Raw genomic sequence first — 26,275 nt, 5'->3', positions numbered from 1 at the left:
GCGGGCGGGGAGCGAGTGGTTCGACGAGCTCTGGCGTGCCGGGCGCTCCAGCACCCTGCGCGCCGGCACCACGACCATCGAGCATCCGGAGCTGGGCCTTCTCACCCTCGACTGCGACATGCTCCTGGTGCCGGAGGCCGACCAGACCCTCGTGGTCTACTCGGCCCCTCCCGGCACGCGCGCGGCCACCGCGCTGGACCTCCTGCGCGTCACCGGCGCCGAGCAGTTCGCCTGACGGCCCGGCCCCGCCGTCGGGCGGCGGCGGGGCGTCACTGCTCGGAGGGGAGTTCGAAGTCGCTCTTGGCCAGCTCCTCGATGTTGACGTCCTTGAAGGTGACCACCCGGACGTTCTTGACGAAGCGGGCCGGGCGGTACATGTCCCAGACCCACGCGTCCTGCATCGTGACCTCGAAGAAGACCTCGCCGGTGTCGCCGCCGCGCACCTGGAGGTCCACCGAGTTGGTCAGGTAGAAGCGACGCTCGGTCTCCACCACGTAGCCGAACAGCCCGACGACGTCCCGGTACTCGCGGTAGAGCTGGAGCTCCATCTCGGTCTCGTACTTCTCGAGATCCTCAGCACTCATGTGCGCGCCCTTTCCGTCCGGCCCACGCCCGGGACCCGCGCGGCCGGGGTCCCGGTGCCCTCCCCCGGGGCCACCGTTCCATTGTCGCGCAAGGCCCGTCCGACATTGACATAGGAGAAGCGGTGCTCGGCGCACGGCCCGTGCTCGGCCAGCGCCGCCGAATGCTCCCTGGTGATGTATCCCTTGTGCACGTCGAAGCCGTACCGGGGGTGCCGCCCGTGCAGCTCCACCATGATCCGGTCACGGGTCACCTTCGCGATCACCGAGGCGGCGGCGACGCACGCGGCGACCCGGTCCCCCTTGATCATCGCGAGGGAGGGCACGGTCAGGCCCGGCACGGGGAAGCCGTCGCTGAGCACGTACCCCGGCCGTTCCTCCAGCAGGGCCAGGGCCCGCCGCATCCCGGTGATGTTGCAGCGGTGCACCCCGACCCGGTCGATGTCGTGGCTCGGGATCACCACCGCGCTCCACGCCTGCGCGCGTTCCACGATCTCGGCGTAGACCGCCTCCCTCCGGGCGGGGGTGAGCAGCTTGGAATCGCCGAGGCCGGGAACGCGGCGGCGCGCGCCGGTGCCCAGGATCACCGCGGCGACGACCAGCGGGCCCGCGCACGCCCCGCGGCCCGCCTCGTCGACGCCCGCGACCGGCCCGAGCCCGGCGTGCTCCAGGGCGCGCTCGTAGGCGTACAGCCCGGCGTCACGGCGCGGCGTGAAACGGAGCGGACGACCCTTCATGCACCGCAGCGTACGTGCCCACCACCGTCCGATGTGCCATGGTTCTCCGGATCCACCGCCGTGTGCGGCGTTCCGCCCCCGGGAAACGGCGCGCCCCGGCGCGCGGGTCGCGCAGCCGGGGCGTCGGAGCCGGGCGGAAGCCCGTCAGTCGCCGCGCAGGCGCAGGCGGACCCGGCGGGTCAGCCAGGTCAGGGGAAGGGCCCCCGCGAAGCCCAGCGCCAGCGGCGTGACCGGGGTCAGGGCCGCCGCCGCCTTCAGGGCGGGCTGCTTGAAGGTGCCGGGGATCGGCAGCGTGTCGACGCGGTTGAACGGCCACACGATCACGAACGCCCGGCCGATCACCTTGTCCACCGGGATCGTGCCCCCGCCGGGGTCGCCGCGGTGGGAGCGGGAGTCGTAGGACAGCGAGCGGTGGTCGCCCATCACCCACAGCTGCCCCTCCTTCACGGTCACCTTGAACCGCTCGTTGGAGGGCTTGTCCTGCTCGCGGGTCACCGGGTCCGTGAAGATGTAGGACTTCTCGTCCAGCGGGTGGCCGTTGACGGTCACGCGGCCGCCCGCGTCGCAGCACTCGACGGTGTCGCCGGGGATGCCGATGACCCGCTTGATGTAGTCCTTCTCGTTGGGGGCCACGCCGAACAGCGTGCCGACGGCGCGCAGCGCCTTGGACACGGGGTTGGTCGGCTCGGGAACCTCGGCCTCGGGGTCCCAGGAGTCCAGGCCGTTGAAGACGATGATGTCGCCGCGCGCCACGTCCCGGGTGTGGTAGACGATCTTGTTGACCAGCACCCGGTCGCCGATCTGCAGGGTGTTCTCCATCGAGCCGGAGGGGATGTAGAACGCCTGCACCGCGAACATCTTGATGACCAGCGCGAGCACCAGCGCCACGCCGATCAGGAGGGGCAGTTCCTTCCAGAACGAGCCCTGTTTCTTCTTCTTGCCCTTGGCGTCGTCGGCGGCGGTGTCCTCACCGGAGGTCACGGTCTGCTTCTCTTCGGGCACCGCGCCCTCGGCTTCGGAACGCACGTCTCTCCGATCGTCCTCGTCTGTCATCGAAGGGCAAGCCTATCGGCGGCGGGCCCTTCGCACCCTGTGCACAAGCGTGTCGCGGGCAGTTCCCCACCGCAACGGGCAACGCCCCGGGAACCGTGCGGGGTTCCCGGGGCGTCGGAGCGGTCGGTGGAGCCGACGGGCTCAGAAGTCGCGCTTCTCCTTGATGCGGGCGGCCTTGCCGCGCAGGTTGCGCAGGTAGTACAGCTTGGCGCGGCGGACGTCACCGCGGGTGACGACCTCGAGCTTCTCGATGTGCGGGCTGTTCAGCGGCCAGGTGCGCTCGACGCCGTAGCCGCCCTTGCTGACCTTGCGGACGGTGAAGGTCTCGCGGGCGCCACCGCCCTGACGACGGATCACCACGCCCTCGAAGACCTGGACACGGGTGACCTTGCCCTCGGTGATGCGGGCGTGCACCCGCACCGTGTCACCGGGACGGAAGTCCGGGTGGTCGGTGCGCAGCGCGGCCTGCTCGATCTCCTGGATCAGGGTGTGCATGGCGTTCCTCAACTGGATGGAGCGCGGACGTCGAGAGGCCCCGGAAGAACGGGCAGAGGGGGCGTCGCGCCGCGCGAGTGGATCTTCAAGTCGGTGTGTCGCACGCAGGCGTGCGTGTACGCGACAACGCTTCAGTGTGCCATATCTTCGCCGTCAACCGGAAAACCGGCCTCGGCGAGGACCTTGCGGTCGTGCTTGTCGAGGGTGGCCGGATCGAGCCTGGCCAGCAGCTCGGGGCGGTGCGCGGCGGTGCGGCGCAGCGCCTCGTCGCGGCGCCAGCGGGCGATGGCGCCGTGGTTGCCCGACAGCAGGACGTCGGGGACGGCGCGCTCGCGCCAGACCGGCGGCTTGGTGTAGACGGGCCCCTCCAGCAGGGACTCCATCGCGCCGGGGGCGAACGAGTCGTCGGTGACGGACTCGCGGTTGCCCAGCACGCCGGGGACGAGACGGCTGATCGCCTCGATCATGACCAGCACGGCGACCTCGCCGCCCGCCAGCACGAAGTCGCCGAGGCTGACCTCGTCGACCGGCATGCGGGTGGCGGCCTCGTCGTAGACGCGCCGGTCGATGCCCTCGTAGCGACCGCAGGCGAACACCAGCCACGGACGCGCCGCGTACTCGGCGGCCATGGCCTGGGTGAACGGGCGTCCGCTCGGGGTGGGGACCACCAGCCGCGGCGTGGCCTCGGCGGTGGGCGGGGCGACGGCGTCCAGGGCCTCGCCCCACGGTTCGGGCTTCATGACCATGCCGGGACCGCCGCCGTAGGGGGTGTCGTCGACGGTGCGGTGCCGGTCGTGGGTCCAGGACCGCAGGTCGTGCACCGACACGTCGAGCAGCCCGGCGCGGCGGGCCTTGCCCAGCAGGGAGACCTCCAGCGGAGCGAAGTACTCCGGGAAGATCGTGATGATGTCGAGTCTCATGATCCGTCGTCGAGCAGGCCCGGCGGCGGGTCGACGACGAGCCGTCCGCCCGCGACGTCCACCTCGGGGACGAGCGCGGCGACGAACGGGACCAGCACCTCTTCCCCGGTCTCCCGGTGGATCACCAGGAGGTCCTGGGCGTGGTGCCGGACCTCGGTGACGGTGCCGACCGGTTCTCCGGCGACGGTGACCACCGCGAGCCCGATCAGTTCCAGGTCGTGGAAGTCGTCGGGGTCGTCGGAGGCGTAGAGGTCGTCGGGGTCGACGACGAGCCAGGTGCCGCGCAGGTTCTCCGCGGCGGTGCGGTCGTCGACCCCGGCGAAGCGCACGAGCAGGCGGCCCGAGTGCCAACGGGCCTTCTCGACGGTCAGCGGACCGGTGGACGCCGGGTCGGTGGCCAGCACCGTGCCCGGCGCGAACCGGAGGTCCGGATCGTCGGTGCGGACGTCGATGGCCAGTTCGCCGCGGACCCCGTGGGCCCGCCCGATCCGGCCGACGACGATCCGCTGATCGTTCGCCTCGGTCATGGCCGGCCCGCCCGGGGGTCGGGGCCGGCGCCCTGGTCCGAGACGCCCCGGTCCGCGACGGCGGACCCCGCGGGCGCGGTGGCCCGCTGTGTGAACCGGGGTGCCACGGTCAGCGGACCTCGTTGACGTCGAGCAGGTCGACGCGCACGTACCGGCCACCCGACAGGGCGCTGATCACGGTGCGCAGGGCCTTGGCGGTACGACCGCTGCGGCCGATGACCTTGCCGAGGTCGTCGGGGTGCACGCGCACCTCAAGAACCCGGCCGCCCCTGATCCGACGGGCGCGCACCCGGACGTCGTCCGGGTGCTCGACGATCCCGCGGACCAGGTGCTCGAGCGCTTCTTCGAGCACGTCAGCCCTCGCTCTTGGCTTCGTCGTCGGCGGCGGCGGCCTCGTCGGCCTTCTTCGGCTCGGACTTCTTGGCCTTGGACTTGGTCGCCGGGGCGTCGGCCGGGGCGTCGCCCATCGACTCCTTGACGGCGGCCTCGAAGACGGCCTTGCGGTCGGCCTTGGGCTCGGCGACCTTCAGGGTGCCCTCGGCGCCCGGCTCGCCCTTGAACTTCTGCCAGTCGCCGGTGATCTTGAGGAGGTTCAGCACCGGCTCGGTCGGCTGCGCGCCGACGCTCAGCCAGTACTGCGCCCGCTCGGAGTCGATCTGGATGAGCGAGGGCTCCTGCTTGGGCTGGTAGAGCCCGATCTCCTCGATGGCCCGGCCGTCACGCTTGGTGCGGGCATCGGCGACGACGATCCGGTACTGCGGGTTCCGGATCTTCCCCAGACGCTTGAGCTTGATCTTGACTGCCACGGGTGTGGTGTACTCCAGACTTCATTACAGGGTGAACGGCGCCGCGGCCAGGTGGGGAACACCGGCTCCCGGGCGTTCGATGGACTCCGGCCGCTCAGGACGAGAGAGGGCGCCTGGCGATTCCGGGGTTTCCAGCGTGCCATTCTGCCAGACGATCGCGGAAAAAGCGCAATCGTGCGGTGACACGCGGCCACCCGTGCCCGGAACGCGTTCCGGGCACTCCTCCATTCCCGTTCCGGGCGTGCCGTCACGGGCGGCGCGCCCGCGCGGGAGCACTCGGGAACGCCCGGGAACGCGGGCGGCCGCGGTCACCCGGGGTGCCGCGGCCGCCGTCACACGTCTTGCTTGCCTTACTTGTCCTTCTTCTTCCGGCTCTGGAGCTTGTCCAGGTCGGGCATCTGGAAGCCCGGCGGGAGCTGACCGGCCAGGCCGGGCGGGAGCTGGCCGCCGAGACCCGGGGGCAGCCCCTGGGGCACCCCGTCGACCGCGGGCTGCTCGGCGCGCTGGTTGCCCATGGCGCGCTTGCGCGGGTCGCCGCTGCGCTGCTTGCCCTTCTTCTTGGCCGCCTTGACCTGCTTCTTGGCGTTGCGGCGGGCCGGCGAGCCGGGCAGGCCCATGCCGCCCGCCATGGCGCGGACCATCTTCTGGGCCTCGAAGAACCGGGTGACCAGGGCGCTGACCTCGCCGACCTGGACGCCGGAGCCGCGGGCGATGCGGGCGCGGCGCGAACCGTTGATGATCTTGGGGTTGCTCCGCTCGTCCGGCGTCATCGACCGGATGATCGCCGCCACGCGGTCCAGGTCCTTGTCGTCGATCTGCTTGATCTGGTCGCGGACCTGGCCCATGCCCGGCATCATGCCGAGCAGGTTCCCGATCGGGCCGAGCTTGCGGATCATCATCATCTGCTCGAGGAAGTCCTCGAGCGTGAAGTCCTCGCCCGACGCGAACTTGGTGGTCATCTTCTCGGCCTGCTGGGCGTCGAACGCCTGCTCGGCCTGCTCGATCAGGGTGAGGATGTCACCCATGTCGAGGATGCGCCCGGCCATCCGGTCGGGATGGAAGACGTTGAAGTCCTCCAGCTTCTCGCCGGTGGAGGCGAACATGATCGGGCGGCCGGTGATGTGCCGCACCGACAGCGCGGCGCCGCCGCGCGCGTCGCCGTCGAGCTTGGTGAGCACCACGCCGTCGAAGCCGACGCCGTCCATGAACGCCTGCGCGGTGTTGACCGCGTCCTGGCCGACCATGGCGTCCACGACGAACAGCACCTCGTCGGGGCGGACGGCGTCGCGGATGTCGATGGCCTGCTGCATCATCTCGGCGTCGATGCCCAGGCGGCCCGCGGTGTCGATGATGACCACGTCGTGCAGGGCGCGCCGGGCCTCGTCGATGGAGTCGCGGGCGACGTTCACCGGGTCGCCGACGCCGCTGCCGGGCTCGGGCGCGAACACCGGGACGCCGGCGCGCTCGCCGACGACCTGGAGCTGCTGGACGGCGTTGGGGCGCTGGAGGTCGGCGGCGACCAGCAGCGGGGTGTGGCCCTCCTGCTTCAGCCAGCGGGCCAGCTTGCCCGCCAGGGTGGTCTTACCGGCGCCCTGCAGGCCCGCCAGCATGATCACGGTGGGCGCGGTCTTGGCGAACCGGATGTGCCGGGTCTCGCCACCGAGGATCTGGATGAGCTCCTCGTTGACGATCTTGACGACCTGCTGGGCCGGGTTCAGCGCCTGGGAGACCTCCGCGCCGGTGGCGCGCTCCTTGACGTGCGCGATGAAGTCCTTGACCACGGGCAACGCCACGTCGGCCTCAAGCAGGGCGACGCGGATCTCGCGGGCCGTCGCGTTGATGTCGGCCTCGGAGAGCCGGCCCTTGCTGCGCAGCGACGAGAAGACCGTCGTCAACCGATCGGAGAGCGTCTCGAACACGTTGTCTGGACCCGTCCTAGGAAGCTTCAGAATCGCCTATCAGAGTATCGGGCCGAACGACCGTAGCGGAGCGAGGATCGTCCCGGGGTCTCAGAAGCGTCGGACGAGAAGGTCGATGTAGACGAGGTTGACGGCGGTGTGGACGGCGATCGGGACCCAGATGTTGCGGTAGCGGGACCACAGGTAGCCCTGCATGACCCCGAACAGTCCCTGGTAGGCCACGACCGTGGCCAGTCCCTCGGGAACGGCGCCGGCGCGGATGTGGGTGACGTGCATCGCCGCGAACAGCAGCGACGAGATCATGATCGCGGGCCAGCGGCCGTGGCGGGCCTCCAGGCGGGTCTGGAGCCATCCCCGGTAGAAGATCTCCTCCAGCACGCTCGCCGTGAGGAAGGTGACCAGTGAGGCGACGGCGAGGGTGACGGGGTCGGGCAGGTCCTGGGTGAGGGGCGGGGCGAGCGGTCCCACCTGGGAGAGCAGGAACCAGGCCGCCGCCGCCGGGATCGGGGCCAGCCAGGTGACCGGCGCGGGGAACGCCCGCGCCTTCGGGCCGCCGTTCCGGAGCAGCCGCAGGGCCAGAACGGGCAGCGCCAGCAGCACGAGGGCCTTGACCAGGGGGTACAGGTCGTTCCTGGGCAGCACGGTGAGCAGCAGCGGGAACGCCACGGCGGCGCCGATCATCGCCCATGTCTCCCGGGCGAGCCGCCGGTCGGGGAGCCCTGCCAGCGGGACCGGGGGTGTCACGGCGGGCGGGACCAGGCGGGTCAGGAGCAGGGCGGCGAGCGGGGGCAGCACCGCCGCCCACAGGGAGACCCTGGCCGCTCCGTCGTCGGCCGACGCGCCGATCCGCGTCGTGCCGGTGAGCAGGAGCCAGGCGAAGGCCAGGGCGTACACGGCGATGCCCGCCGCCAGAATCGCCCGTGACGAGGTCGTGCGGCTTTCCGAGATCACAGGTCAAGCGTGGCCGGTCGCCGGCGTCCGAGCCTCCGCCGCGGGAACGGAGTCGGTGTCCTTCCTTCTGTGTACGCGCGGCTCGTCCCGGCGTACCCCGGGGCTGGTCAGGCCAGGGCCGCCAGGACCTCCCGGCGGACCTCGGCGAGGGCTCCGGGGTCGGTCAGGGGGGCGCCCTCGGCGTCCACCACGTAGAAGACGTCGACGACCTCCGCGCCCAGCGTGTCCACCTGCGCGCCCCGCACCTGCAGCCCGCACGAGCCCAGCGCCTGGCCGATGCGCCACAGCAGGCCGGGGCGGTCGTGGGCGCGGACCTCCACCACCGTCGCGGTGTGCGAGGCGTCGTCCACGATCGTGACGCGGGGCGGCGGGGCCGGGGCGCCGGGCCGGGGGCGGACCGACCGGGCGCGGCGGTCCAGGCGGGCCGCGACGTCCAGGCGGTCGGCCAGCATCAGGCGCAGGTCGGCTTCCAGGGCGGCCGGGTCCGGCGGGGTGCCGTACTCGGGGACCGCCGTGAAGTCCAGGACCGCCGTGGGCGTCTCCTGCGCCGTCATGGAACGCGCCGTCTTCACCGCCAGGCGGTGCAGCGCCAGCACGCCCGCCGCCCGCCACAGCAGGCCGGGACGGTCGGGCGCGGCGATCGTGACGCGGGGGCCCGCCACGCGGACGGCCGCGCCGTCGTAGCGGGCCAGGGACAGGTGCTCGGAGTCCGGGAGCGGCGGGGGCGGGGGCGTGCCGCCCGCCAGCGCGGCGGTGGCGCGGCGCGCCAGCTCGGTGACCTGCCGGGCCTTCCAGCCGCCCCACGCGGCGGGACCGGTGGCCTGGCCGTCGGCGGCGGCCAGGGCCGCCAGCAGCTCCACGAGCTCGCGTTCGCGGCCGGGGACGTCCGCGACGGCCGCGGTGACGGTCGCCACGGTCACCGGGTCGTCGAGGTCGCGGCGGGTCGCGGTCTCGGGCAGCAGCAGGTGGTGGCGGACCAGGGCCTCCAGGACCGCGACGTCGCCGGGCGGGAAGCCCAGGCGCGTCCCCAGGTCGCGGGCCACCGCCGCGCCGACCGTGGAGTGGTCGCCGGGCCAGCCCTTGCCGATGTCGTGCAGCAGCGCGCCGACCAGCAGCAGGTCGGGGCGGGCGACCTCGCGGGTGAGGGCGGCGGCCCCGGCGGCGGCCTCGACCAGGTGGCGGTCCACGGTGAAGCGGTGGAACGGGTTGCGCTGTGGCCGGTTGCGGACGCGTTCCCAGTCGGGCAGCAGCCGGACGATCAGCCCGGCCTGGTCCAGGGCCTCCCACACGCCGATCGCGGGCGGTCCCGCGCCCAGCAGCGCCACCAGCGCGTCGCGGGCCCCGGCGGGCCAGCGGGGGCCGGGCAGCGCGGCGTGCCCGGCCAGGCGCTCCACGGTGGCGGGGGCGAGGGGCAGGTCCGCCTGGGCGGCCGCGGCGGCCACGCGCAGGACCAGGGACGGGTCGTCCAGGTCCGCGCCGCGCGCCAGGACGACCTCGCCCTCCTGCTCGACCGCGCCGTCGCCGACCGGGCGGCGCTCGACGGCGCGGGAGGCGGCGCGGCGGGGGCGGCAGAAGCGCTCGACGCGCCGCCACGACTGGTCGCCCGCGTGGGTGACCGTGCGGGCGGCCTCGGCGGTCAGGCGCATCAGCACGTCGCCGTCCATCAGGCCGAGGGCGTGCGCGACGGACTCCTGCTCCTGGAGGACGAGGCGGTCGGCGGCGCGGCCGGTGGCGTCGTGCAGCGCGTGCCGGACGTCCAGCAGCAGGTCGTGGGCGGCGCGCACGCGCGCGTCGGGCGCGGACGCCACCCAGGACGCGGCCACGGCCTGCATGACGTGCACGTCGCGCAGCCCGCCGTGGGCGTCCTTGAGGTCGGGTTCGAGGAGGAACGCCAGCTCGCCCTGCTTCTCCCAGCGTTCGCGGCTCATCTCCGCCAGCTCGGCCAGGCGGCGGCGGGCGTCGGCGCGCCAGTCGGCCAGCACGGCGGCGCGCAGCTCGTCGGCCAGGGCCTGGTCGCCGGCGATGCGGCGGGCCGACAGCAGCCCCAGCGCGGCCTTCATGTCGGCGCGGGCGACCTCGCGGGCCTCCCGCACGGTGCGGACCGAGTGGTCCAGGCGGACGCCCGAGTCCCACACCGGGTACCAGATGCGGTCGGCGACCTCGGCGATGCCGGAGCGGCCCCGGTGGACGAGCACCAGGTCCAGATCGCCGCCGGGGGTCAGCTCGCGGCGGGCGTGGCTGCCGACCGCGACCAGCGCGACGTCACCGGCCCCCGCGGGGCGGCCGGGACCGCGTCCGGCGGTCAGCAGGTCCGCCAGCCAGCGGTCCAGCTCCGCCGAGCGCGAGGCCCGCGCCGCGGCGAGCGCGGCGCGGGCCTGTGACGCGGTGCGGGCGGCCGATCCGCCCCCCGTGTCGTACGCGACGGCCACTTACAGGGCCTCGGGTCCGGTCTCGCCGGTGCGGACGCGGACCACGGTGTCCACGGGAACCGCCCAGACCTTGCCGTCGCCGATCTTGTCGGTGCGGGCGGCCTTGACGATGACGTCGATGATGTCGTCGGCGTCGTCGGCGTCCACCAGCACCTCGATCCGCAGCTTGGGCACCAGGTCCACCTGGTACTCGGCGCCCCGGTACACCTCGGTGTGCCCCTTCTGCCGCCCGTAGCCGCTGGCCTCGCTGACGGTCAGGCCCTTGACCCCGAAGGCCTCCAGGGCCGCCTTCACCTCGTCCAGCTTGAACGGCTTGATCACTGCCGTGACCAGCTTCATGCCTCCACCTTCCGGTCAGCCGGCTTGTCGGCCGGCTTCTCCTTGGCCGCGGCGACCGCCGCCGCGAGCGCACCCGTGCCGCCGCCGGTGGACGGGCCCAGGTCGTAGGCGGTCTCGGCGTGCGCGGCCTGGTCGATGCCGGAGACCTCGTCCTCGGGCGTGACGCGCAGGCCCATCGTGACATCGAGGAGCTTGGCGATGACCCAGGTGGCCACGAAGGAGAACGCGCCGACGGCGACCACGCCGATCGCCTGGCGGCCGAGCTGCTCCAGGCCGCCGCCCATGAGCAGGCCGTTCACGCCGTCGGACTCGGGGGTCAGGATGCCGGTGACGGTGCCGGTGGCGAACAGGCCGATCAGCAGCGCGCCGGTGATGCCGCCGACCGCGTGCACGCCGACCACGTCGAGGGAGTCGTCGAACCCGAGCCTGTACTTCAGCCCGACCGCGACCGCGCACAGGGCGCCGGCGATCAGGCCGATCGCGATCGCGCCGAGCGGGTTCACCGAGGCGCAGGCCGGGGTGATGGCGACCAGGCCGGCGACCGCGCCGGAGGCCAGGCCGAGCGTGGTGGACTTCCCGTGCCGGAGCTTCTCCACGATGATCCAGCCGAGCGCCGCCGCGCCCGTGGCGACCTGCGTGTTGACGAACGCGACCGCCGCCTGCCCGTTGGCGGCCAGCGCCGACCCGGCGTTGAAGCCGAACCACCCGAACCACAGCAGGCCCGCGCCCAGCAGCACGAACGGCAGGTTGTGCGGGCGCATCTGCTCCTTGGGCCAGCCCACGCGCTTGCCCACCACCAGGGCCAGGGCGAGGGCGGCCATGCCGGCGTTGATGTGGACGGCGGTGCCGCCCGCGAAGTCCAGGGCCAGGACGCTGTCGGCCAGCCAGCCGCCGTCGCCGGTCTTGGAGGTGTCGCCGAAGTAGAACACCCAGTGCGCGACCGGCAGGTACACGACGGTCACCCAGATCCCGACGAACACCATCCACGCCCCGAACTTCACGCGGTCGGCGATGGCGCCGCTGATCAGCGCGGGCGTGATGATCGCGAACATGAGCTGGAACGCGACGAAGGCCAGCTCCGGCGAGGTGCCCGAGGCCGTCAGCAGCGTGTCCTTCAGGCCGATCTTGTCAAGGTTGCCGATCAGCCCGTTGCCGACGTCGCCGGAGAAGGCCAGCGAGTATCCGTAGAGCACCCAGATGACGCTGACGAGCGCGATGGTGCCGAAGCTCATCATCATCATGTTGAGGACGCTCTTGGAACGGGACATGCCGCCGTAGAAGAAGGCGAGCCCCGGTGTCATCAACAGGACCAGCGCGGATGCGGCCAGAACCCAGGCGGTGTCGCCTGAGTTCAGCGATTCGAGCACGTCCGGCGGCATGCTGGCCGTCCTTTCGGGGAGGGTGACTGACTCTGCCCGAGAGCTTTCAGCCAGGCCGTTTCACGTGCGGGGCATGAGTGTTTCGCCGGTGTGAAACCCGTCACCCCGATGTTTCGGGTCTGTTTCGAAAGCCTCACCGCATGCCGCTCAGGCCAGTGGAACCTGGCCTTCCGGCACCGTTCCGGAACCGTCCCGCCTCTTCCGCCGAACAACGAACACCCCGCCCGCATCAGGGATGCGGACGGGGTGCGGACGGAAGGACGGAGGGGGGCGGGTCAGGCGTCGCCCAGGATGGCGTCCACGAACGCCTCCGGCTCGAACGGGGCCAGGTCGTCGGGGCCCTCTCCCAGGCCCACCAGCTTGACCGGGACGCCCAGCTCCCGCTGGACCTGGACCACGATGCCGCCCTTGGCGGTGCCGTCCAGCTTGGTCAGCACGATGCCGGTGATGTTGACGACCTCGGCGAACACACGGGCCTGCTGCATGCCGTTCTGGCCGGTGGTGGCGTCCAGCACCAGCAGCACCTCGCCGACCGCGGCCTGCTTCTCGATCACCCGCTTGACCTTGCCGAGCTCGTCCATCAGCCCGGTCTTGGTGTGCAGGCGGCCGGCGGTGTCGACGATGACGGTGTCCACCTTGGACTCGATGCCGCGCTTGACGGCGTCGAACGCGACCGACGCGGGGTCGGCGCCCTCCTCCTTGCGGACCACCTCGGCGCCGACGCGTTCGCCCCAGGTCTGGAGCTGGTCGGCGGCGGCGGCGCGGAAGGTGTCGGCGGCCCCCAGCAGCACGGTGCGGCCGTCGCCGACCAGCACGCGGGCCAGCTTGCCGGTGGTGGTGGTCTTGCCGGTGCCGTTGACGCCGACGACCATCACGACGGCGGGCTTGTCGCCGTGCGGCTCGGTCCGGACGGCGCGGTCGAAGTCGGGGCCGATCTGCTTGACCAGCTCCTCCTTGAGCAGGGCGCGCACCTCCCCGACCGAACGGGTGCCCAGCACCTGCACGCGGGTGCGCAGCGCCTCGGTGATCTGGCGGGACACCGCCACGCCGATGTCGGCGCCGATGAGGGTGTCCTCGATCTCCTCCCAGGCGTCGTCGTCGAGGGTGTCGCGCGACAGCAGGCCCAGCAGGGTCTTGCCGAACGCGTTCTGCGAGCGGGCCAGCCGGGCGCGCAGCCGGACCAGGCGCCCCGCGCCGGGCGGCGGCTGCTCGATCTCGACCCCGGGCCTGGCCGGGGCCTCCTCGACCGGCGGGGCCCGCTCGGCGGGCGGCGCCGCCTGATCCTCCTCCTCGAGGACGGTCGTGCCGGTCCTTGGGACCTCGGGCCGCTCCGCGTGTTCCACGGGCGGGCTGGGCTTGCGGCGGCCCGGCCGCAAGAACACGACGCCGCCGATGACCAAGGCGACGACCGCCAACCCGGCGATGAGGATCAGATATTCCATAACGCGTACCAGTTTTCCAGACGGGCGCCGGTGCGCCGAACAGGCGGTCCAGCCAGTCAGAGCCGGTACATGCGGATCCAGTCCACCTGGAGGGTGGCGCGCGCGTCGCGCGGGACGTCACGGTGGGTGCGCCCAGCGTCCTCGGGGAACCAGTCGAGCTGGATGGCCTGCCCCATCTTCCCCGGCGGCAGCGTGGCGGGGTCGTCGGAGCGGAACCAGACCCGGCCGTCGATGTATCCGGTCACCGCGCGGGACGTCCACTCCACGGCGAACGCGTGCCATCGCGTCAGGTCGGTCTCGACGCGGGTGCTGAGCTGCCGGTGCTCGCGTTCGGACCCGTAGTGCAGGAAGAACAGGGCGCTGCGGCGGGTGCCGTCGTCGGTGACCTCCAGGTAGTCGATCTCGCCGCCGCCTCCCCTGGGCGCGACGCCGCCCCCGCCGCGCACGGGCCACAGCAGCAGGACGGGGTGGTAGCAGGCGCAGGCGCGGTCCATCCGGACGCGGGCCTCCCAGCGGCCGTGCTTGCGCGCGCCGGGCAGCCACGACAGGCCGCCGGTCGTGCCGTCGGGCGTCCCGGTGATGGTCAGGACGCCGCCGCGCACCGCCACGGCCGAGGGGCTGCGGCGTCCCTTGCCCGCGTGCCCGGGGCCGTCGTAGATCGTCCAGTCGTCCGGGTCGAGCCGCTTTCCGGTGAAGTCGTCGTCCTCGACCGGGCGACCCCAGCCGTGCTTCTCGGCGGCGGTGGTGAGGGCGCCGGTGGCGCTCGCGGCGGGGGTGGTGGGCGCGGTGGGCGCGGTGACGGGCGGTTTCTCGCACCGGCGGACGCCCATGGACGCTCCCAGGGCCAACGCGAGCATGATGGCCGTGGAAGTCCCGCCCCTGGTGAACGCGCGCACCTTTGCGAAATTACGGAGGCGAGGTTATAAGGCGTCCCCGCCAGAGCCAGGCGCGCCGGAAAGGGTTCCCCAGAAAACGGCAAAACGGCCACCGCACCGAACGCGCCCGCCCGCCGGTCTACTCGTCGCGGTCGCGTTCCAGGCGCTGGCTGACCACCTGGGTGACGCCGTCGCCGCGCATGCTGACGCCGTAGAGCGCGTCGGCGCCCTCCATCGTGCGCTTCTGGTGCGTGATGATGATCAGCTGGGAGGACTCGCGGAGCTCCTCGAAGACCGTCAGCAGGCGCTGGGTGTTGGTGTCGTCGAGGGCCGCCTCGACCTCGTCCAGCACGTAGAACGGGGACGGCCGCGCCTTGAACACCGACACCAGGAACGCGATCGCCACCAGCGAGCGCTCGCCGCCCGACAGCAGCGACAGGCGCTTGACCTTCTTGCCGGGCGGGCGGGCCGAGACCTCCACGCCGGTGGCGAGCATGTCCTCGGGGACGGTGAGCGACAGGCTGCCCTCGCCGCCGGGGAACAGCCGCGCGAAGATCCGCGAGAACTGGGCGGCGGTGTCGGCGTAGGCGGAGGCGAACACCTCCTGGACGCGCTCGTCGACCTCCCTGACCACGTTCATCAGGTCGCGGCGGGTCTTCTTCAGGTCCTCCAGCTGGGTGGTGAGGAACGCGTGGCGTTCCTCCAGGGCCGCGAACTCCTCCAGCGCCAGGGGGTTGACCTTGCCGAGCTGGTTGAGCTGGCGTTCGGCGGTGCGGGCGCGTTTCTCCTGGGTGGCGCGGTCGTAGGGGACCGGCCGGGCGTCCTCGCCCGCCTCGGGGCCGGGCGGGACCGGCTGGTCGGGGCCGTACTCGTTGACCAGGGCCTCGACCTCCAGGCCGAACTCCTCCAGGGCGCGCTGCTCCAGCTGCTCCAGGCGCAGGCGCTGCTCGGCGCGGGCGACCTCGGTGCCGTGCACGACGTTGACCAGGCGTTCCAGGGTGGACGACAGCTCGCGGACCTGGCCGCGCACGACCTTGAGCTCGGCGTCGCGGGCGGCGCGGGCGCGTTCGGCGGCCTCGCGCAGGGTGACGGCCTCGGCCAGGGACGTCTCGATGCGCTCCAGGGCGATCCGCGCCCCGGCCAGCACCGCCTCGGCGATCCTGGCCTGCTGCTCGCGGCGGGCGCGGCGGCGGGCGGCGCGGGCGCGCTCCTCGCGTTCGCGCTGCGCGCCCCGGACCAGGGCGTCGGCGCGGCCCGCGATGGCCTGCACGCGCTCCTCGGCGGTGCGGACCGACAGGCGCTGCTCCATCTCGGCCGAGCGCAGCTCCTGGACGCGGGCGTTCAGCTCGTCGCGGGCCTCGGTGTCGTGGCCGATGTCGTCGGCGGCCTCGGCCGCCTCCTCGTCCTCGGCCAGCCGCAGGGCCAGCTCCTCGGCGGCCCGCGCGTCGGACTCCAGCGACTGCTGGGCGGCGTCCACGGCCTTGGTGAGGCGTTCGACCTCGCCGCGCGCGGCCCGGACGTCGGCCTCCAGCCGGGCGGCGCGCTTGGCCTCCTGGGCCGCCTGGGCGTCGAACTCGCGCAGCCGGGAGCGGACCCGGTCCAGCTCGGACTGGGCCTGGTTGACGCCGGACTGGGCCTGCTGGACGGCGGCCTGCGCGGCGTCCAGCGCGGCCTGGGCGGCCTGCTCGCGCTCCATGGCCTCGGCGAGGGCGGTGGCGGTGTGCTCGGCGGCCGACTCGGCGGTGGCCAGGTCCTCGGTGGCCTGGTCGAGGGTGGCGCGCATCTGGAGCAGGCCCTGCGCGCCGCCCGCGCCGCCGCCCTGCGCCCAGTGGGCGCCGACCAGGTCGCCGTCGCGGGTGACGGCCCGCAGCTCCGGCGCGCCGCGCACCAGCTCGGCGGCGGCGGGCACGTCGTCGGCGACCACGACGTCGCCGAGCAGGTGTTCCAGGGCGGGCCGCACGGAGGCGGGCGCGGTCACCGCGTCGATCGCGTAGTCCGCGCCGGGGACGCGGTGGCCGTTTCCGGCCGGTCCGCCGCCGACCAGCAGCCCGGCGCGGCCGGCGTCGCGGGACCGCAGCAGCGCGAGCGCGGCCGCGGCGGTGTCCAGGGAGCCGACGGCGACGGCCTCGGCGGCGTGGCCGAGCGCGGCGGCGACGGCGGTCTCGTAGCCGGGGCGGACGGTCAGCAGCGACGCGACGGTGCCCAGCACGCCGTCCAGGGCGCCGTCGGCGCCCGCCGCGAGCAGGGCCTCTCCCCCGTCGGCGGCGCTGGCGAGGGTGAGGTTCAGCGCCTCGATGCGGGCCTGGAGCGCGGCGACCCTCTTCTGCGCGGCCTGGTCGGCCGACCGCGCCGCCGCGACCGCCGCCCGCGCCTCCTTGAGCTCCTGGCGCGGGCCGTCGACGGCGGCCCGCGCGGTCTCGACGGCGTCCTTGGCGGTGGCCAGGGCCTCCTGCGCCGCCTCGTGCTCGGCGAGCAGCTCGGGGTCCTCCACGACCTCGGCCTCGAACGCCTCGAACTCGGCCCGCGCGGTCTCGGCGCGCTGCTCGGCCTCGGCGCGCGCCTCGGTGAGGCGCCCGATCTCCGAGTGGCCCGCCTGGACCTTGCTGCGCAGCGCCTCCACGCGGCCGCGCAGCCGGGCCAGGTGCTCGCGGCGGTCGGCGGCGGCGCGGGCGGCGGCCTGGAGGCGGCGCTCCTCGGCGGTCAGGGCCTCCTCGGCGGTGGAGCGCTCCTCGACGGCGTACTCCAGGCGTTCGCGGGCCTCCTCCAGCGCGGCGCGCAGCATCTCCTCCTGCTCGCGGACGGCGGCGGCCTCGCGCTCCATGTCCTCGGGGTCGCGGCCCCGGCGTTCCTCGTCGCGGGCTTCGGCGGCGTTGCGGTGGCGCTCGGCGGCCAGGTCGGCGACGCCGCGCAGCCGTTCCCGCAGTGCCGACAGCCGGAACCAGGTGTCCTGGACCTGCGCGAGCTTCGGGGCCTCGGCGGCCTCCTCGGCCTCCAGCACGGCCTCGCGCTCCTGGGTCTCGGCCAGGGCGCGCTCGGTCTCGGCGCGGCGCCGCCGGATGGACGCCTCGTCGGCGGCCTCCTGTTCGAGCTTGTCGCGCAGGGTGACCAGGTCGTCGGCGAGCAGCCGCGCCTTGGCGTCGCGCAGGTCGGCCTGGATGACGGCGGCCCGGCGGGCGATCTCGGCCTGCCGTCCCAGCGGCTTGAGCTGGCGGCGCAGCTCGGCGGTGAGGTCCTGGACGCGGTTGAGGTTGGCCTGCATCGCGTCCAGCTTGCGCAGCGCCTTCTCCTTGCGCTTGCGGTGCTTGAGGACGCCGGCCGCCTCCTCGATGACGGCGCGGCGGCCCTCGGGGCCCGAGTGCAGCACGCGGTCGAGCTGGCCCTGCCCGATGATGACGTGCATCTCGCGGCCGATGCCCGAGTCCGACAGCAGCTCCTGGATGTCCAGCAGGCGGCAGGGGTCGCCGTTGATGGCGTACTCGCTCTGCCCCGACCGGAACATCAGCCGGGAGATCGTGACCTCGGAGTAGTCGATGGGCAGCGCGCCGTCGGAGTTGTCGATGGTCAGCACCACCTCCGCGCGGCCCAGCGGGGCGCGGTTGGCGGTGCCGGCGAAGATGACGTCCTCCATCTTGCCGCCGCGCAGCGACTTGGCGCCCTGCTCTCCCATGACCCAGGCGAGGGCGTCCACGACGTTGGACTTGCCCGACCCGTTGGGGCCGACCACGGCGGTGATGCCGGGCTCGAACCGCAGCGTGGTGGCGGACGCGAAGGACTTGAAGCCGCGCAGCGTCAACGTCTTCAGGTACACGCGGTCGCCGTCCTCCTGCTTGAGATTCCCCCTGGTCACTCACCGGCGCACGGCTCGGGAGCGTTCACGAACGATACCGGGCCGGTACGACGAAACCCCGTCAGGACCCGTCGGCCACGCGGCCGTTCTCCTCCAATGTGCCATCTTCCACGCCGGCGTGCGGCGCGGGGGCGTTTTCCTGGAGGAGGGGCCGCGGTGGCCCGTTCGCGGGTAGGGCGGAACGTGGCGCGGACGAATGATCCCGAACTGGTGATCCCGGCCCGAAGGGACGGGATGGTCGGCGGGTGCGCTAACGCACCCGCGGGATACGCCACAATCCCGGATGGACGGCATTCTTGGCCGCAATCTTCGCTGATCACTCAGATCGCGACAAACCACTCCGGGCAAAAGGAAGGGACGCCGAAGGCGGCGTCCCCCTGTTCATTTGAGAAAGCGCTGAATCAGGTCAGCGCCGGTTCGCGGTCCGAGACACCGAGCGGAACGACGGCATCGCCGTCAGACGCGGTCGCGAGGGCGTCGTTCTCCGTCTGAAGCCGTACCAGCTCGGCTTCCAGATCACGTACGCGCTGCTGCAGACGCCGCATCTCCGCGACCATACGGGGGTCGGGACCGCCGACGTGGCCGAGTAGAGCCTTCGCCATGACTAAGGGTCCTCCACGCTGAGTAACCAGCAGGAATCGCGCACGAAGAGCAACGAGATGTTGGTGCGCGTATCGTCTAGAGTCGCACCGCCCGAGGTCCGGGTCAAGACGGACATCACGGGCCGGTAACAACCTGTCGTGACTAGTTTAGCAGGTACAAACCGGATTTCCCTACCCCGTCAGCGTTCCTCGAAACCGACCAGTCCGCCGCGGGGCTCGCTCCACCGTTCCACCACCCCCGAAACACGTCCCGGTGTCCCCGGGCCGCGCAGTAGCTCCAGCAGTCTCTCGCACGCCTCGCGAGGCCCTTCGGCGATGACCTCCACACGGCCGTCGCGAAGGTTGGAGGCACTTCCCACCAGACCGAGCTCCAGTGCGCGGGCCCGCGTCCACCAGCGAAAACCCACGCCCTGAACATGCCCGCGCACCCACGCGGTCAACCGTGTCCCGGCCTTCTCGTCAGCGATCTTCTCGCCGTCGCGTCCCTCGTCCACCGTGCTCCCCCTCGGTACCGGCCCGTCCCTTCGACCCGTCCCTCAGGCCCGGGCCCGGCGCGGGCGCGGCTGGCAGGTCGGGCAGCTGAACGAGGACCGGTTCATGAACACGTCCCGCCGGATCGGCGTCCCGCAGCGGCGGCACGGCTCGTCGCGGCGGCCGTAGGCGTCCAGGGAGCGTTCGAAGTAGCCGCCCTCCCCGTCGACGTTCACGTACAGGCTGTCGAAGGAGGTCCCGCCCGCCTTCAGCGCCGCCGCCATGACCTCCCTGGCGGCCGTCAGGACGCGTTCGGCCTCCGCCCGGGTCATCGTCTCGGTCGGCCGCGCCCAGTGCAGCCTGGCGCGCCACAGCGCCTCGTCGGCGTAGATGTTGCCGACGCCGCTGATGAGCGACTGGTCGAGCAGGGCCCGCTTGATCCCGGTCCTCCTGCGGCGCAGCGCCCGGAAGAACCGTTCCTCGTCGAACGCCGCCTCCAGCGGGTCGGCGGCGATGTGCGCGATCGGCGCGGGCACCGGCGCGGCGTCCGGGGCCAGCGCGTCGGGGACCAGGTCGGCGAGCATCAGGTGCCCGAACGTCCGCTGGTCCACGAACCGCAGGTCGCGGCCGCCGTCGGTGAAGGTGAACCGCACGCGCAGGTGCTTCTCGGGCTCCCGCCCGGGCTCGTTGACCAGCAGCTGGCCGCTCATCCCCAGATGGGCGATCATCGCGGTGTCGGGCGGGGCGTCCGGGCCGGCGTCCGACAGCGGCAGCCACAGGTACTTGCCGCGGCGGCGCGGGGCCAGGAGCGTGCGCCCGGCGACCCGCGCGGCGAAGTCGGCCGGCCCTTCCAGGTGGCGGCGCACCGCGCGCGGGTGCAGCACCTCGGCGGCCGCGACCGTCCGGCCGGTGGTCCAGCGGTCGAGGCCGCGCCGGACGACCTCGACCTCGGGCAGCTCAGGCACCGGCGGGCCCGCTGTCGGAGGCGGCCACGGCGGGGCCGGCGCCGTTCTCGTCGGAGCCTTCCCGGGCCTTCTCGGTCTCGCGCTTGACGGCCATCTCGCGGATGGCGGTCCAGGCGGCCTCGGCGGCGTGCTGCTCGGCCTCCTTCTTGGACCGGCCCTCGCCCGACCCGTAGGCGGTGCCGCCGACCCGCACCGAGGCGCGGAACGTCTTCTGGTGGTCCGGGCCGCTTTCGGCCACGTGGTACTCGGGGACGCCCAGCTCCTCGACGGCGGTGAGCTCCTGGAGCGAGGTCTTCCAGTCCAGGCCCGCGCCCAGGCCCGCCGAACGCTCGATCAGCCCGTCGAACAGCCGGTGCACCAGGGCGGCGGCCTCCTCCAGGCCGCGGTCCAGGTACACCGCGCCGATCAGCGCCTCCAGCGTGTCGGCCAGGATCGAGGACTTGTCGCGCCCGCCGGTGCCCTCCTCGCCCCGGCCGAGCCGGATGTGCGCGCCGACGCCCAGGCCGCGCGCCACCCCCGCCAGCGCCCGCATGTTGACCACGGCGGCGCGCAGCTTGGCCAGCTGCCCCTCGGGCAGGTCCGGGTGGTCGCGGAACAGGGTGTCGGTGACGACCAGGCCGAGCACCGAGTCGCCCAGGAACTCCAGGCGCTCGTTGGTGGGCAGGCCGCCGTTCTCGTAGGCGTAGGAACGGTGCGTCAGCGCGCGTTCCAGCAGTTCGTCGGAGACCTCGACGCCGAGGGCGGTGACCAGTTCCGCCCGGTCGGGCGCCGGGGCGCCGTTCTTCTTGCCGCTCACAGGCCCTCCTCGCAAGGCCGGGCCGCCGCGTCGCGCGGTGGCCGCTGCGGCGGTGACGGCGGGGCCGGCGGGCGGGTCGGCCGTCGGGTTCGGTCCGCGAAGACGAGGTGCGCGCCGGTCTCGATCCCGGCGTGCACCACGGCTCCGGGCCCCGTCACCGACGGGCCGGTCGCTCCGGGCTCCGGCCCGGGTCACGCGCCGTGATGGGTGGTGACACTGCTCTCACCGGGGAACGTGCCCCCGGCCGTGGGTGAGAACACCATGAGGGGCGGCCGCGTCCACCGGTAACCGGTACGCGGATCCGCCCCCCAGAGTGCAGAAGATCAGGCCGACGGCGCGATGACCTGCCGACGGTCGTAGGTGCCGCAGGTCGCGCAGGCGACGTGCGGGAGCTTCTTGTCGCGGCAGGTCGGGCACTCGACCAGGGTCGGGGCCACGGCCTTCCACTGCGACCGCCGGTGCCGCGTGTTGCTGCGCGACTTCTTACGCTTGGGGACGGCCACGTCAGCCCTCCTGCTTTCCTTCTCGTTGGTCGAATGGTCCGTGGGAGACGTTCCTCCCGCTCCCCCCACCGGAGGAGTCCGCCGCCGACCCGTTGTCCGGGCCCTCGGTGGTCAGGTTCCGCAACGCCGCCCACCGGGGGTCGGCGGCGTCGTGGTGGTGGTCGGGCTCGGCGTCCGCCAGCCGTACACCGCACTCCGGGCACAGACCGGGACAGTCGTCCCGGCACAGCGGCGACAGCGGCAGTGCGAGCAGCACCGCGTCGCGGAGCACCGGCTCGAGGTCGATCAGATCGTCCTCGAGGCGGAGCTCGTCGTCGTCCGCGTGCCCGCCGGAGCGGGTGTCAGGATAAACGAAGAGCTCCTGGAAGTCCGCCTCGAAGGTCGAGGCGATCGGGTCCAGGCAGCGCCCGCACTCCCCCTCCAGGGGGACGCGCGCGGTGCCGGTGATCAGCACGCCCTCCAGCACCGCCTCGAGCCGGATGTCCAGCTCGATCGTGGCGCCCTCGGGCACGCCCATCATCTCGACGCCGAAGTCCTCCGGGGCCGGCACGGTGCGGATCATCTCCTTCGACGACCCGGGTTGCCGGCTCAGGACTCGCGTGTCGAGCACGAGCGGAGCGGTGGGGTCGAGGCGAGACAGAGTGATCCTGCTTTCGTGAGGCATGGTGAACGACGGCCGTCGGTCCTGGCCGATTCCCCAGGGTAACCGACCATGGCGCGCGGACCCAACTCGCGGCCCGGCCCACGCGGGCCGACCAGCACCGACCGGCCCGGAACGGCGCCGAACGGCGCGGTCAGTCCTCGCGCTGGAGGCGTTCGATGAGCCGCTGGTGGACGCTGTCGGGGACCAGCCCGGAGATGTCGCCGCCGAACTTGACGACCTCCTTCATCAGGCTGGAGGACAGGAACGCGTACAGCGGGTTCGTCGCCATGAAGAGCGTCTCGACCCCGGCGATCCGGTGGTTCATCTGGGCCATCTGCAGCTCGTACTCGTAGTCGCTGACCGCGCGCAGCCCACGGACGATCACCGGGATGTCCTGCTGCTTGCAGTAGTCGACGGTCAGGCCGTAGAACTTGTCGACCTTGACGTTGCCGTACTCCCGGGTGACCTCGGCGATCATGTCGACGCGCTCGTCCACCGTGAACAGGCTCTTCTTGCTCTTGTTGATCAGCACGGCGACGACCACCTCGTCGTAGAGGCGGGACGCCCGGCTGATGATGTCGAGATGTCCGTTGGTGACGGGGTCGAACGATCCCGGACAGACGACACGTCGCACGAGGTGAACCCCTTCGGTCCGCTTATCTGACCTGCGGCGCGACCGTACCAAACCACCGGTTGGCGACCGGCACCCGGGGTTTGCCGTTCCTTGGCCCGGTGGTCAGCGGCCGAGCGCCTCCAGGATGGCCGCGGCGGCCGGTCCGGACTTGATGCCGTAGCCGGGGGCCTCGGTCATGACCGCGACGGCGTAGTGGGAGCCGAACCCGATGAACCAGCGGTCGTTGTAGGAGGCGTTGTCGACGTCGGCGGTGCCGGTCTTGCCGCCCTCCACGGCGGTGCCGCGCAGGTCGTCGGCGGTGCCGCGCTCCACGACGGCCCGCATCATCCGCTTCAGCTGGGCGGCCTGGTCGGCGGTGAGCGCCTGCGACAGGCGGCCGGGCCTGGTCTGCTCGACGACCGAGCCGTCGGCGCCGCGCACCCGTTCGACCAGGTAGGGCCGCATGACCTGGCCGCCGTTGACGGAGGCGGCGGCGACCATGGCCATCTGGAGCGGGGTGGCGACCGTGCTGCCCTGGCCCATCGCGCCGAGGGCGTCGAGGGCGGGGTCGCTGACCGGGTAGGCGCTGGGCGCGCTGCTCATCCCCCGGGCGATCTCGATGCGCTGCCCGAACCCGTACCTGCGCGCCTGCGCCCCGATGGCGTCGCCGCCGGGCCGTTCGGCGCCCATGCGGGCGAAGGTGGTGTTGCAGGACTGGGCGTAGGAGTTGATCAGCGGGATGGCGGGCAGGTCGCACTCGCCGCCGATGTCGCCCTCGTCGTTGTTGATGGGGCGGGCCGCGCCCGGCGGGGTGTAGCTGCGCCTGGCCGGGACGGGGGTCTGGGCGGTGGTCCCGGCGGCCAGCGCGGCGGCGGCCGTCACGGTCTTGAACGTCGAGCCGGGCGGGAACGTCTCCCCGATCGCCTTGTTCAGCATCGGCTTGAGCCGGTCGGCGTTGAGCCGCTCGAACGCCGCGTCGGCCCGCCTGGTGTCGAGCGTGGAGACCGTGTTGGCGTCGTAGGACGGCGTGGACGCCATCACCTTGATCGCGCCGGTCCGGGTGTCCAGCGCGACGGCGGCGGCGCGGCGGGCCCCGGTGGCCCTCAGCGCCCGGTAGGCGGCGCGCTGGGCGTCCGGGTCGACGGTGGCCTCGACGGCGCCGCCCGCCACCTTCCGGCCGATGACCCTGTCGATCAGGCTGGTGGTGGCCAGCCGGGGGTCGGTGCCGTCCAGCAGGCGGTTCTCGGCGTTCTCCAGACCGGACTGGGAGTACTGGGAGAAGTACCCGGTGACCGGGGCGAAGATCTCGCTGTCGAGGTAGCGGCGCTGGTAGCGGCCGCCGGAGACCGGGACCGACCAGGCCAGGCGCTCCCCGTCCGCCACGATCGGCCCGCGGTTGATCTTGTCGCGGTTCTGGAACTGGCGGGCGTTGTGGCGATCGTCACGTAGCGCCTGGGCCTCGAACCCCTGCACGTAGGTGATGTTCGCCAGCAGGGCCAACGATCCCACCAGCGCGATCACCCAGGTGCGCCGCAACGCCTTGTCCATCCCAGACCTCATCCCCCGAAGTCGCGTGCCCACTCATCGTCTTGTCTCGGCGGGGGGATGAGGGCCGGGGCTCAGGCGGGGGCGCGCCCGTACCAGAAGACGGCCTCGCCGTAACGGCGGTCGCGCTCGGCCTCGTAGCCCTCCGGCCACTCCAACGCGGGACCCCGCACCGAACGTTCCACCGCGACCAGCGCGTCGGGCGCGAGCCAGCCGTGGTCGCGCAGCGCCTCCAGGATCTGGGTGACCGCCGTGTCGGCCAGCGCGTAGGGCGGGTCGAGGAAGACCAGGTCGTAGGGGTCGGCGGGGGCGCGGCGGACGACGCGTTCCACCCGGTCGGCGACCGGGACCGCGCCGGGCAGGCCGAGCGCGTCGGCGTTCTGCCGGACGACCCTGGCCGCGCGGGGGTGGGACTCCACCAGCAGCGCGTGCGCCGCCCCGCGCGACAGCGCCTCCAGGCCGACCGCACCGGACCCGGCGAACAGGTCGGCCACCCGCAGCCCGTCCAGCGGGCCCAGCAGGGCCTGGACGGTGGAGAACAGGCCCTCCCGGGCGCGATCGCTGGTGGGCCGGGTGTCCCGGCCCGGCGGGACGGCCAGCCGCCGCCCCTTGGCGCTTCCCGCGATGACCCTGCTCATCCCCCCAGTATCGCGGCGTCCCGGCAGCGCTCGCGCCGCGCCGCGGGGCCATATCCAAAACCGCCTATCGCTGTCCAGGACCGCTACCCGACGTGTATGGATGAACGCTGTTCGTGTCTGCCGTCGATATCAGGAGACTCCTGTGCATCACGGAAAACGACTGGCGGTGGCGGCCGGGGCGACGTTCCTGGGGCTGGCCGTCCTGGGTGGGACGGCGCGGGCCGACCACCGGCCGCCCGGACCCCCCGACCGGGAACGCGCCGAACCGATCGTCCGCGTCGGTCTCGACCGCCTCCTCTCCGTCCCTGTCCGCTCCGACCGTGTCCGCTCCGACCGTGTCCGCTCCGAGCGCGTCCGTTCCAGGCGCGCCCTCCCCCCGCGCGTCGGGCCCACGCGCCGGGACCGGGACCCGGTGCCGCCCCGGCCGCCCGCCGGGGACGACGACTGCCCCCCGATCGCGATCCCGCCGATCAAGGTGCCGCCCGTCAAGGTGCCCCCGGTCACGATCCCCCCGATCGCGGTGCCGCCGGTCAAGCTGCCTCCGGTCAAGCTGCCCCCGCTCACGGTGCCGCCGGTCGAGATCGCCCCGGTCGCCGTCCCCCCGGCCCAGGCGCCCGCGCAGCCCCCCGCGCAACCCCCTGCCCAGCCTCCCGCCCAGCCTCCCGCCCAGCCGCCCGCCCAGCCGCCCGCGCAGCCTCCCCAGCCGAGCCCGGTTCCTCCCCTGCCGCAGCTTCCGCGGCCGGTCCCGTCGCTGCCGAAGCTGCCCGAAAGGGCGGTGGCGGGCACGCCCGCGGCGGCGTCGGGGACGCGGGTCTCGCCCTCGGGGGGCCTGCCGTTCACCGGCCTCGACGTGCTGCCGCTGGCGGCGCTGGGGGTGACGCTCACCCTGGTGGGCGGCGTGGCCGTGGCGGGGGCGCGGCGGCGTTCGCACCGCTCCTGACCCGGCCGGTCCCGGCCTGAGAGGCCCGATCCGAGGGAACGGCACCGGCCCGGCGGATCACGGACGGCGCGAGCCGGCCACCCGCCAGCCGGTGCCGTCCCGTCTCAGCGCGATCCTGCGGACGGTCACCCGCGCGGTGGCGCGGCAGGCGCCGGGACGGCAGTCGCCCACGGCCAGCAGGGCCGTCAGCTCGCCGGGGGCGTCGCCGGGGCGCAACCCCCGCGCCACGACCGCGCCGGGCGCGACGGCCCCGTCCCGC

At 73.2% G+C, this 26,275-nt stretch carries 28 protein-coding genes; 2 read left to right on the top strand and 26 right to left on the bottom strand.

What is annotated here, in order from left to right:
• Positions 1–235 (top strand): MmyB family transcriptional regulator (locus AKI01S_RS52100; protein WP_439951706.1); only part of this gene is annotated, 235 nt, incomplete at its 5' end.
• A gap of 34 nt (positions 236–269) precedes the next feature.
• Here the strand turns inward: AKI01S_RS52100 and AKI01S_RS39265 are convergent.
• From AKI01S_RS39265 to rsmD, 25 genes are all read right to left on the bottom strand, one after another.
• The gene (locus tag AKI01S_RS39265; protein WP_067830174.1) at positions 270–584 is read right to left on the bottom strand and encodes a DUF2469 domain-containing protein; all 315 of its coding nucleotides are present in this window, start codon (positions 582–584) and stop codon (positions 270–272) included.
• Complete coding sequence (locus AKI01S_RS39260) at positions 581–1,318, bottom strand: ribonuclease HII (RefSeq protein WP_067830171.1); 738 nt, start codon at positions 1,316–1,318, stop codon at positions 581–583. Before AKI01S_RS39260 ends, AKI01S_RS39265 begins: the two co-directional genes overlap by 4 nt.
• 144 nt (positions 1,319–1,462) lie before the next feature.
• Positions 1,463–2,344, bottom strand: coding sequence for a signal peptidase I (gene lepB, locus AKI01S_RS39255; protein WP_067830168.1), 882 nt, complete (start codon positions 2,342–2,344; stop codon positions 1,463–1,465).
• Between the two features lie 168 nt (positions 2,345–2,512).
• A complete protein-coding gene (gene rplS / locus AKI01S_RS39250; RefSeq protein WP_067830164.1) occupies positions 2,513–2,866 on the bottom strand; it encodes a 50S ribosomal protein L19 in 354 nt (117 codons plus the stop codon).
• Between the two features lie 131 nt (positions 2,867–2,997).
• Positions 2,998–3,786: a tRNA (guanosine(37)-N1)-methyltransferase TrmD gene (gene trmD / locus AKI01S_RS39245; RefSeq protein WP_067830163.1), complete on the bottom strand. Its 789-nt coding sequence runs from the start codon at positions 3,784–3,786 to the stop codon at positions 2,998–3,000.
• Positions 3,783–4,313, bottom strand: a complete 531-nt coding sequence (gene rimM / locus AKI01S_RS39240) for a ribosome maturation factor RimM (protein WP_067830160.1) — start codon at positions 4,311–4,313, stop codon at positions 3,783–3,785. Before rimM ends, trmD begins: the two co-directional genes overlap by 4 nt.
• Positions 4,314–4,422: 109 nt before the next feature.
• Entirely contained in the window at positions 4,423–4,665 is a 243-nt protein-coding gene (locus tag AKI01S_RS39235; RefSeq protein ID WP_067482376.1) for an RNA-binding protein, read from the bottom strand.
• A 1-nt stretch (position 4,666) separates the two neighbouring features.
• Positions 4,667–5,119, bottom strand: a complete 453-nt coding sequence (gene rpsP / locus AKI01S_RS39230) for a 30S ribosomal protein S16 (protein WP_067830158.1) — start codon at positions 5,117–5,119, stop codon at positions 4,667–4,669.
• A 350-nt stretch (positions 5,120–5,469) separates the two neighbouring features.
• Positions 5,470–7,038 carry a signal recognition particle protein gene (gene ffh / locus AKI01S_RS39225; RefSeq protein ID WP_067830155.1) on the bottom strand — a complete coding sequence of 523 codons (1,569 nt, stop codon included), beginning with the start codon at positions 7,036–7,038 and terminating at the stop codon, positions 5,470–5,472.
• Between the two features lie 90 nt (positions 7,039–7,128).
• The gene (locus AKI01S_RS39220; RefSeq protein ID WP_067830153.1) at positions 7,129–7,989 is read right to left on the bottom strand and encodes a CPBP family intramembrane glutamic endopeptidase; all 861 of its coding nucleotides are present in this window, start codon (positions 7,987–7,989) and stop codon (positions 7,129–7,131) included.
• A gap of 107 nt (positions 7,990–8,096) precedes the next feature.
• Positions 8,097–10,418, bottom strand: coding sequence for a [protein-PII] uridylyltransferase (locus AKI01S_RS39215; protein WP_067830150.1), 2,322 nt, complete (start codon positions 10,416–10,418; stop codon positions 8,097–8,099).
• Positions 10,419–10,757: a P-II family nitrogen regulator gene (locus AKI01S_RS39210; RefSeq protein ID WP_067830146.1), complete on the bottom strand. Its 339-nt coding sequence runs from the start codon at positions 10,755–10,757 to the stop codon at positions 10,419–10,421.
• Complete coding sequence (locus AKI01S_RS39205) at positions 10,754–12,136, bottom strand: ammonium transporter (protein ID WP_174567456.1); 1,383 nt, start codon at positions 12,134–12,136, stop codon at positions 10,754–10,756. Before AKI01S_RS39205 ends, AKI01S_RS39210 begins: the two co-directional genes overlap by 4 nt.
• A 275-nt stretch (positions 12,137–12,411) precedes the next feature.
• Positions 12,412–13,578 carry a signal recognition particle-docking protein FtsY gene (ftsY, locus tag AKI01S_RS39200; protein WP_067830143.1) on the bottom strand — a complete coding sequence of 389 codons (1,167 nt, stop codon included), beginning with the start codon at positions 13,576–13,578 and terminating at the stop codon, positions 12,412–12,414.
• A gap of 56 nt (positions 13,579–13,634) precedes the next feature.
• Positions 13,635–14,426, bottom strand: a complete 792-nt coding sequence (locus AKI01S_RS39195) for a glycoside hydrolase family 16 protein (protein ID WP_169814090.1) — start codon at positions 14,424–14,426, stop codon at positions 13,635–13,637.
• A 166-nt stretch (positions 14,427–14,592) separates the two neighbouring features.
• Positions 14,593–18,261: a chromosome segregation protein SMC gene (smc, locus tag AKI01S_RS39190; protein ID WP_067830137.1), complete on the bottom strand. Its 3,669-nt coding sequence runs from the start codon at positions 18,259–18,261 to the stop codon at positions 14,593–14,595.
• Positions 18,262–18,701: 440 nt separating this feature from the next.
• Complete coding sequence (locus AKI01S_RS39185; RefSeq protein ID WP_067830134.1) at positions 18,702–18,902, bottom strand: hypothetical protein; 201 nt, start codon at positions 18,900–18,902, stop codon at positions 18,702–18,704.
• A gap of 179 nt (positions 18,903–19,081) precedes the next feature.
• On the bottom strand, positions 19,082–19,369 hold the full coding sequence (locus AKI01S_RS49805; RefSeq protein ID WP_084000691.1) for an acylphosphatase: 288 nt from the start codon (positions 19,367–19,369) through the stop codon (positions 19,082–19,084).
• Between the two features lie 69 nt (positions 19,370–19,438).
• Entirely contained in the window at positions 19,439–20,338 is a 900-nt protein-coding gene (gene mutM, locus AKI01S_RS39180) for a bifunctional DNA-formamidopyrimidine glycosylase/DNA-(apurinic or apyrimidinic site) lyase (protein WP_067830131.1), read from the bottom strand.
• Complete coding sequence (rnc, locus tag AKI01S_RS39175) at positions 20,331–21,134, bottom strand: ribonuclease III (RefSeq protein ID WP_084000689.1); 804 nt, start codon at positions 21,132–21,134, stop codon at positions 20,331–20,333. Before rnc ends, mutM begins: the two co-directional genes overlap by 8 nt.
• 323 nt (positions 21,135–21,457) lie before the next feature.
• Positions 21,458–21,637 carry a 50S ribosomal protein L32 gene (gene rpmF / locus AKI01S_RS39170; RefSeq protein WP_067830128.1) on the bottom strand — a complete coding sequence of 60 codons (180 nt, stop codon included), beginning with the start codon at positions 21,635–21,637 and terminating at the stop codon, positions 21,458–21,460.
• Between the two features lies 1 nt (position 21,638).
• Positions 21,639–22,199, bottom strand: coding sequence for a YceD family protein (locus AKI01S_RS39165; RefSeq protein ID WP_245681962.1), 561 nt, complete (start codon positions 22,197–22,199; stop codon positions 21,639–21,641).
• Between the two features lie 232 nt (positions 22,200–22,431).
• Complete coding sequence (gene coaD / locus AKI01S_RS39160) at positions 22,432–22,914, bottom strand: pantetheine-phosphate adenylyltransferase (protein WP_067830122.1); 483 nt, start codon at positions 22,912–22,914, stop codon at positions 22,432–22,434.
• Between the two features lie 102 nt (positions 22,915–23,016).
• Positions 23,017–24,441, bottom strand: coding sequence for a penicillin-binding transpeptidase domain-containing protein (locus AKI01S_RS39155; protein ID WP_067830119.1), 1,425 nt, complete (start codon positions 24,439–24,441; stop codon positions 23,017–23,019).
• 71 nt (positions 24,442–24,512) lie between these two features.
• Complete coding sequence (gene rsmD / locus AKI01S_RS39150) at positions 24,513–25,076, bottom strand: 16S rRNA (guanine(966)-N(2))-methyltransferase RsmD (protein WP_067830115.1); 564 nt, start codon at positions 25,074–25,076, stop codon at positions 24,513–24,515.
• Positions 25,077–25,218: 142 nt separating this feature from the next.
• Between rsmD and AKI01S_RS39145 the strand changes: the two genes are divergently transcribed.
• Complete coding sequence (locus AKI01S_RS39145) at positions 25,219–26,016, top strand: hypothetical protein (RefSeq protein WP_157420482.1); 798 nt, start codon at positions 25,219–25,221, stop codon at positions 26,014–26,016.
• Positions 26,017–26,073: 57 nt separating this feature from the next.
• On the opposite strand, the gene AKI01S_RS52095 is transcribed toward AKI01S_RS39145, so the two are convergent.
• The coding region (locus AKI01S_RS52095; RefSeq protein WP_218009992.1) for a hypothetical protein at positions 26,074–26,275 on the bottom strand (202 nt) is incomplete at its 5' end.

This window comes from Actinomadura kijaniata NBRC 14229, from assembly GCF_001552175.1.
Classification (GTDB): Bacteria; Actinomycetota; Actinomycetes; order Streptosporangiales; family Streptosporangiaceae; genus Spirillospora; species Spirillospora kijaniata.
Note: the sequence above shows the minus strand (reverse complement) of the source record. Positions and strands in the feature narration are given on the sequence as shown.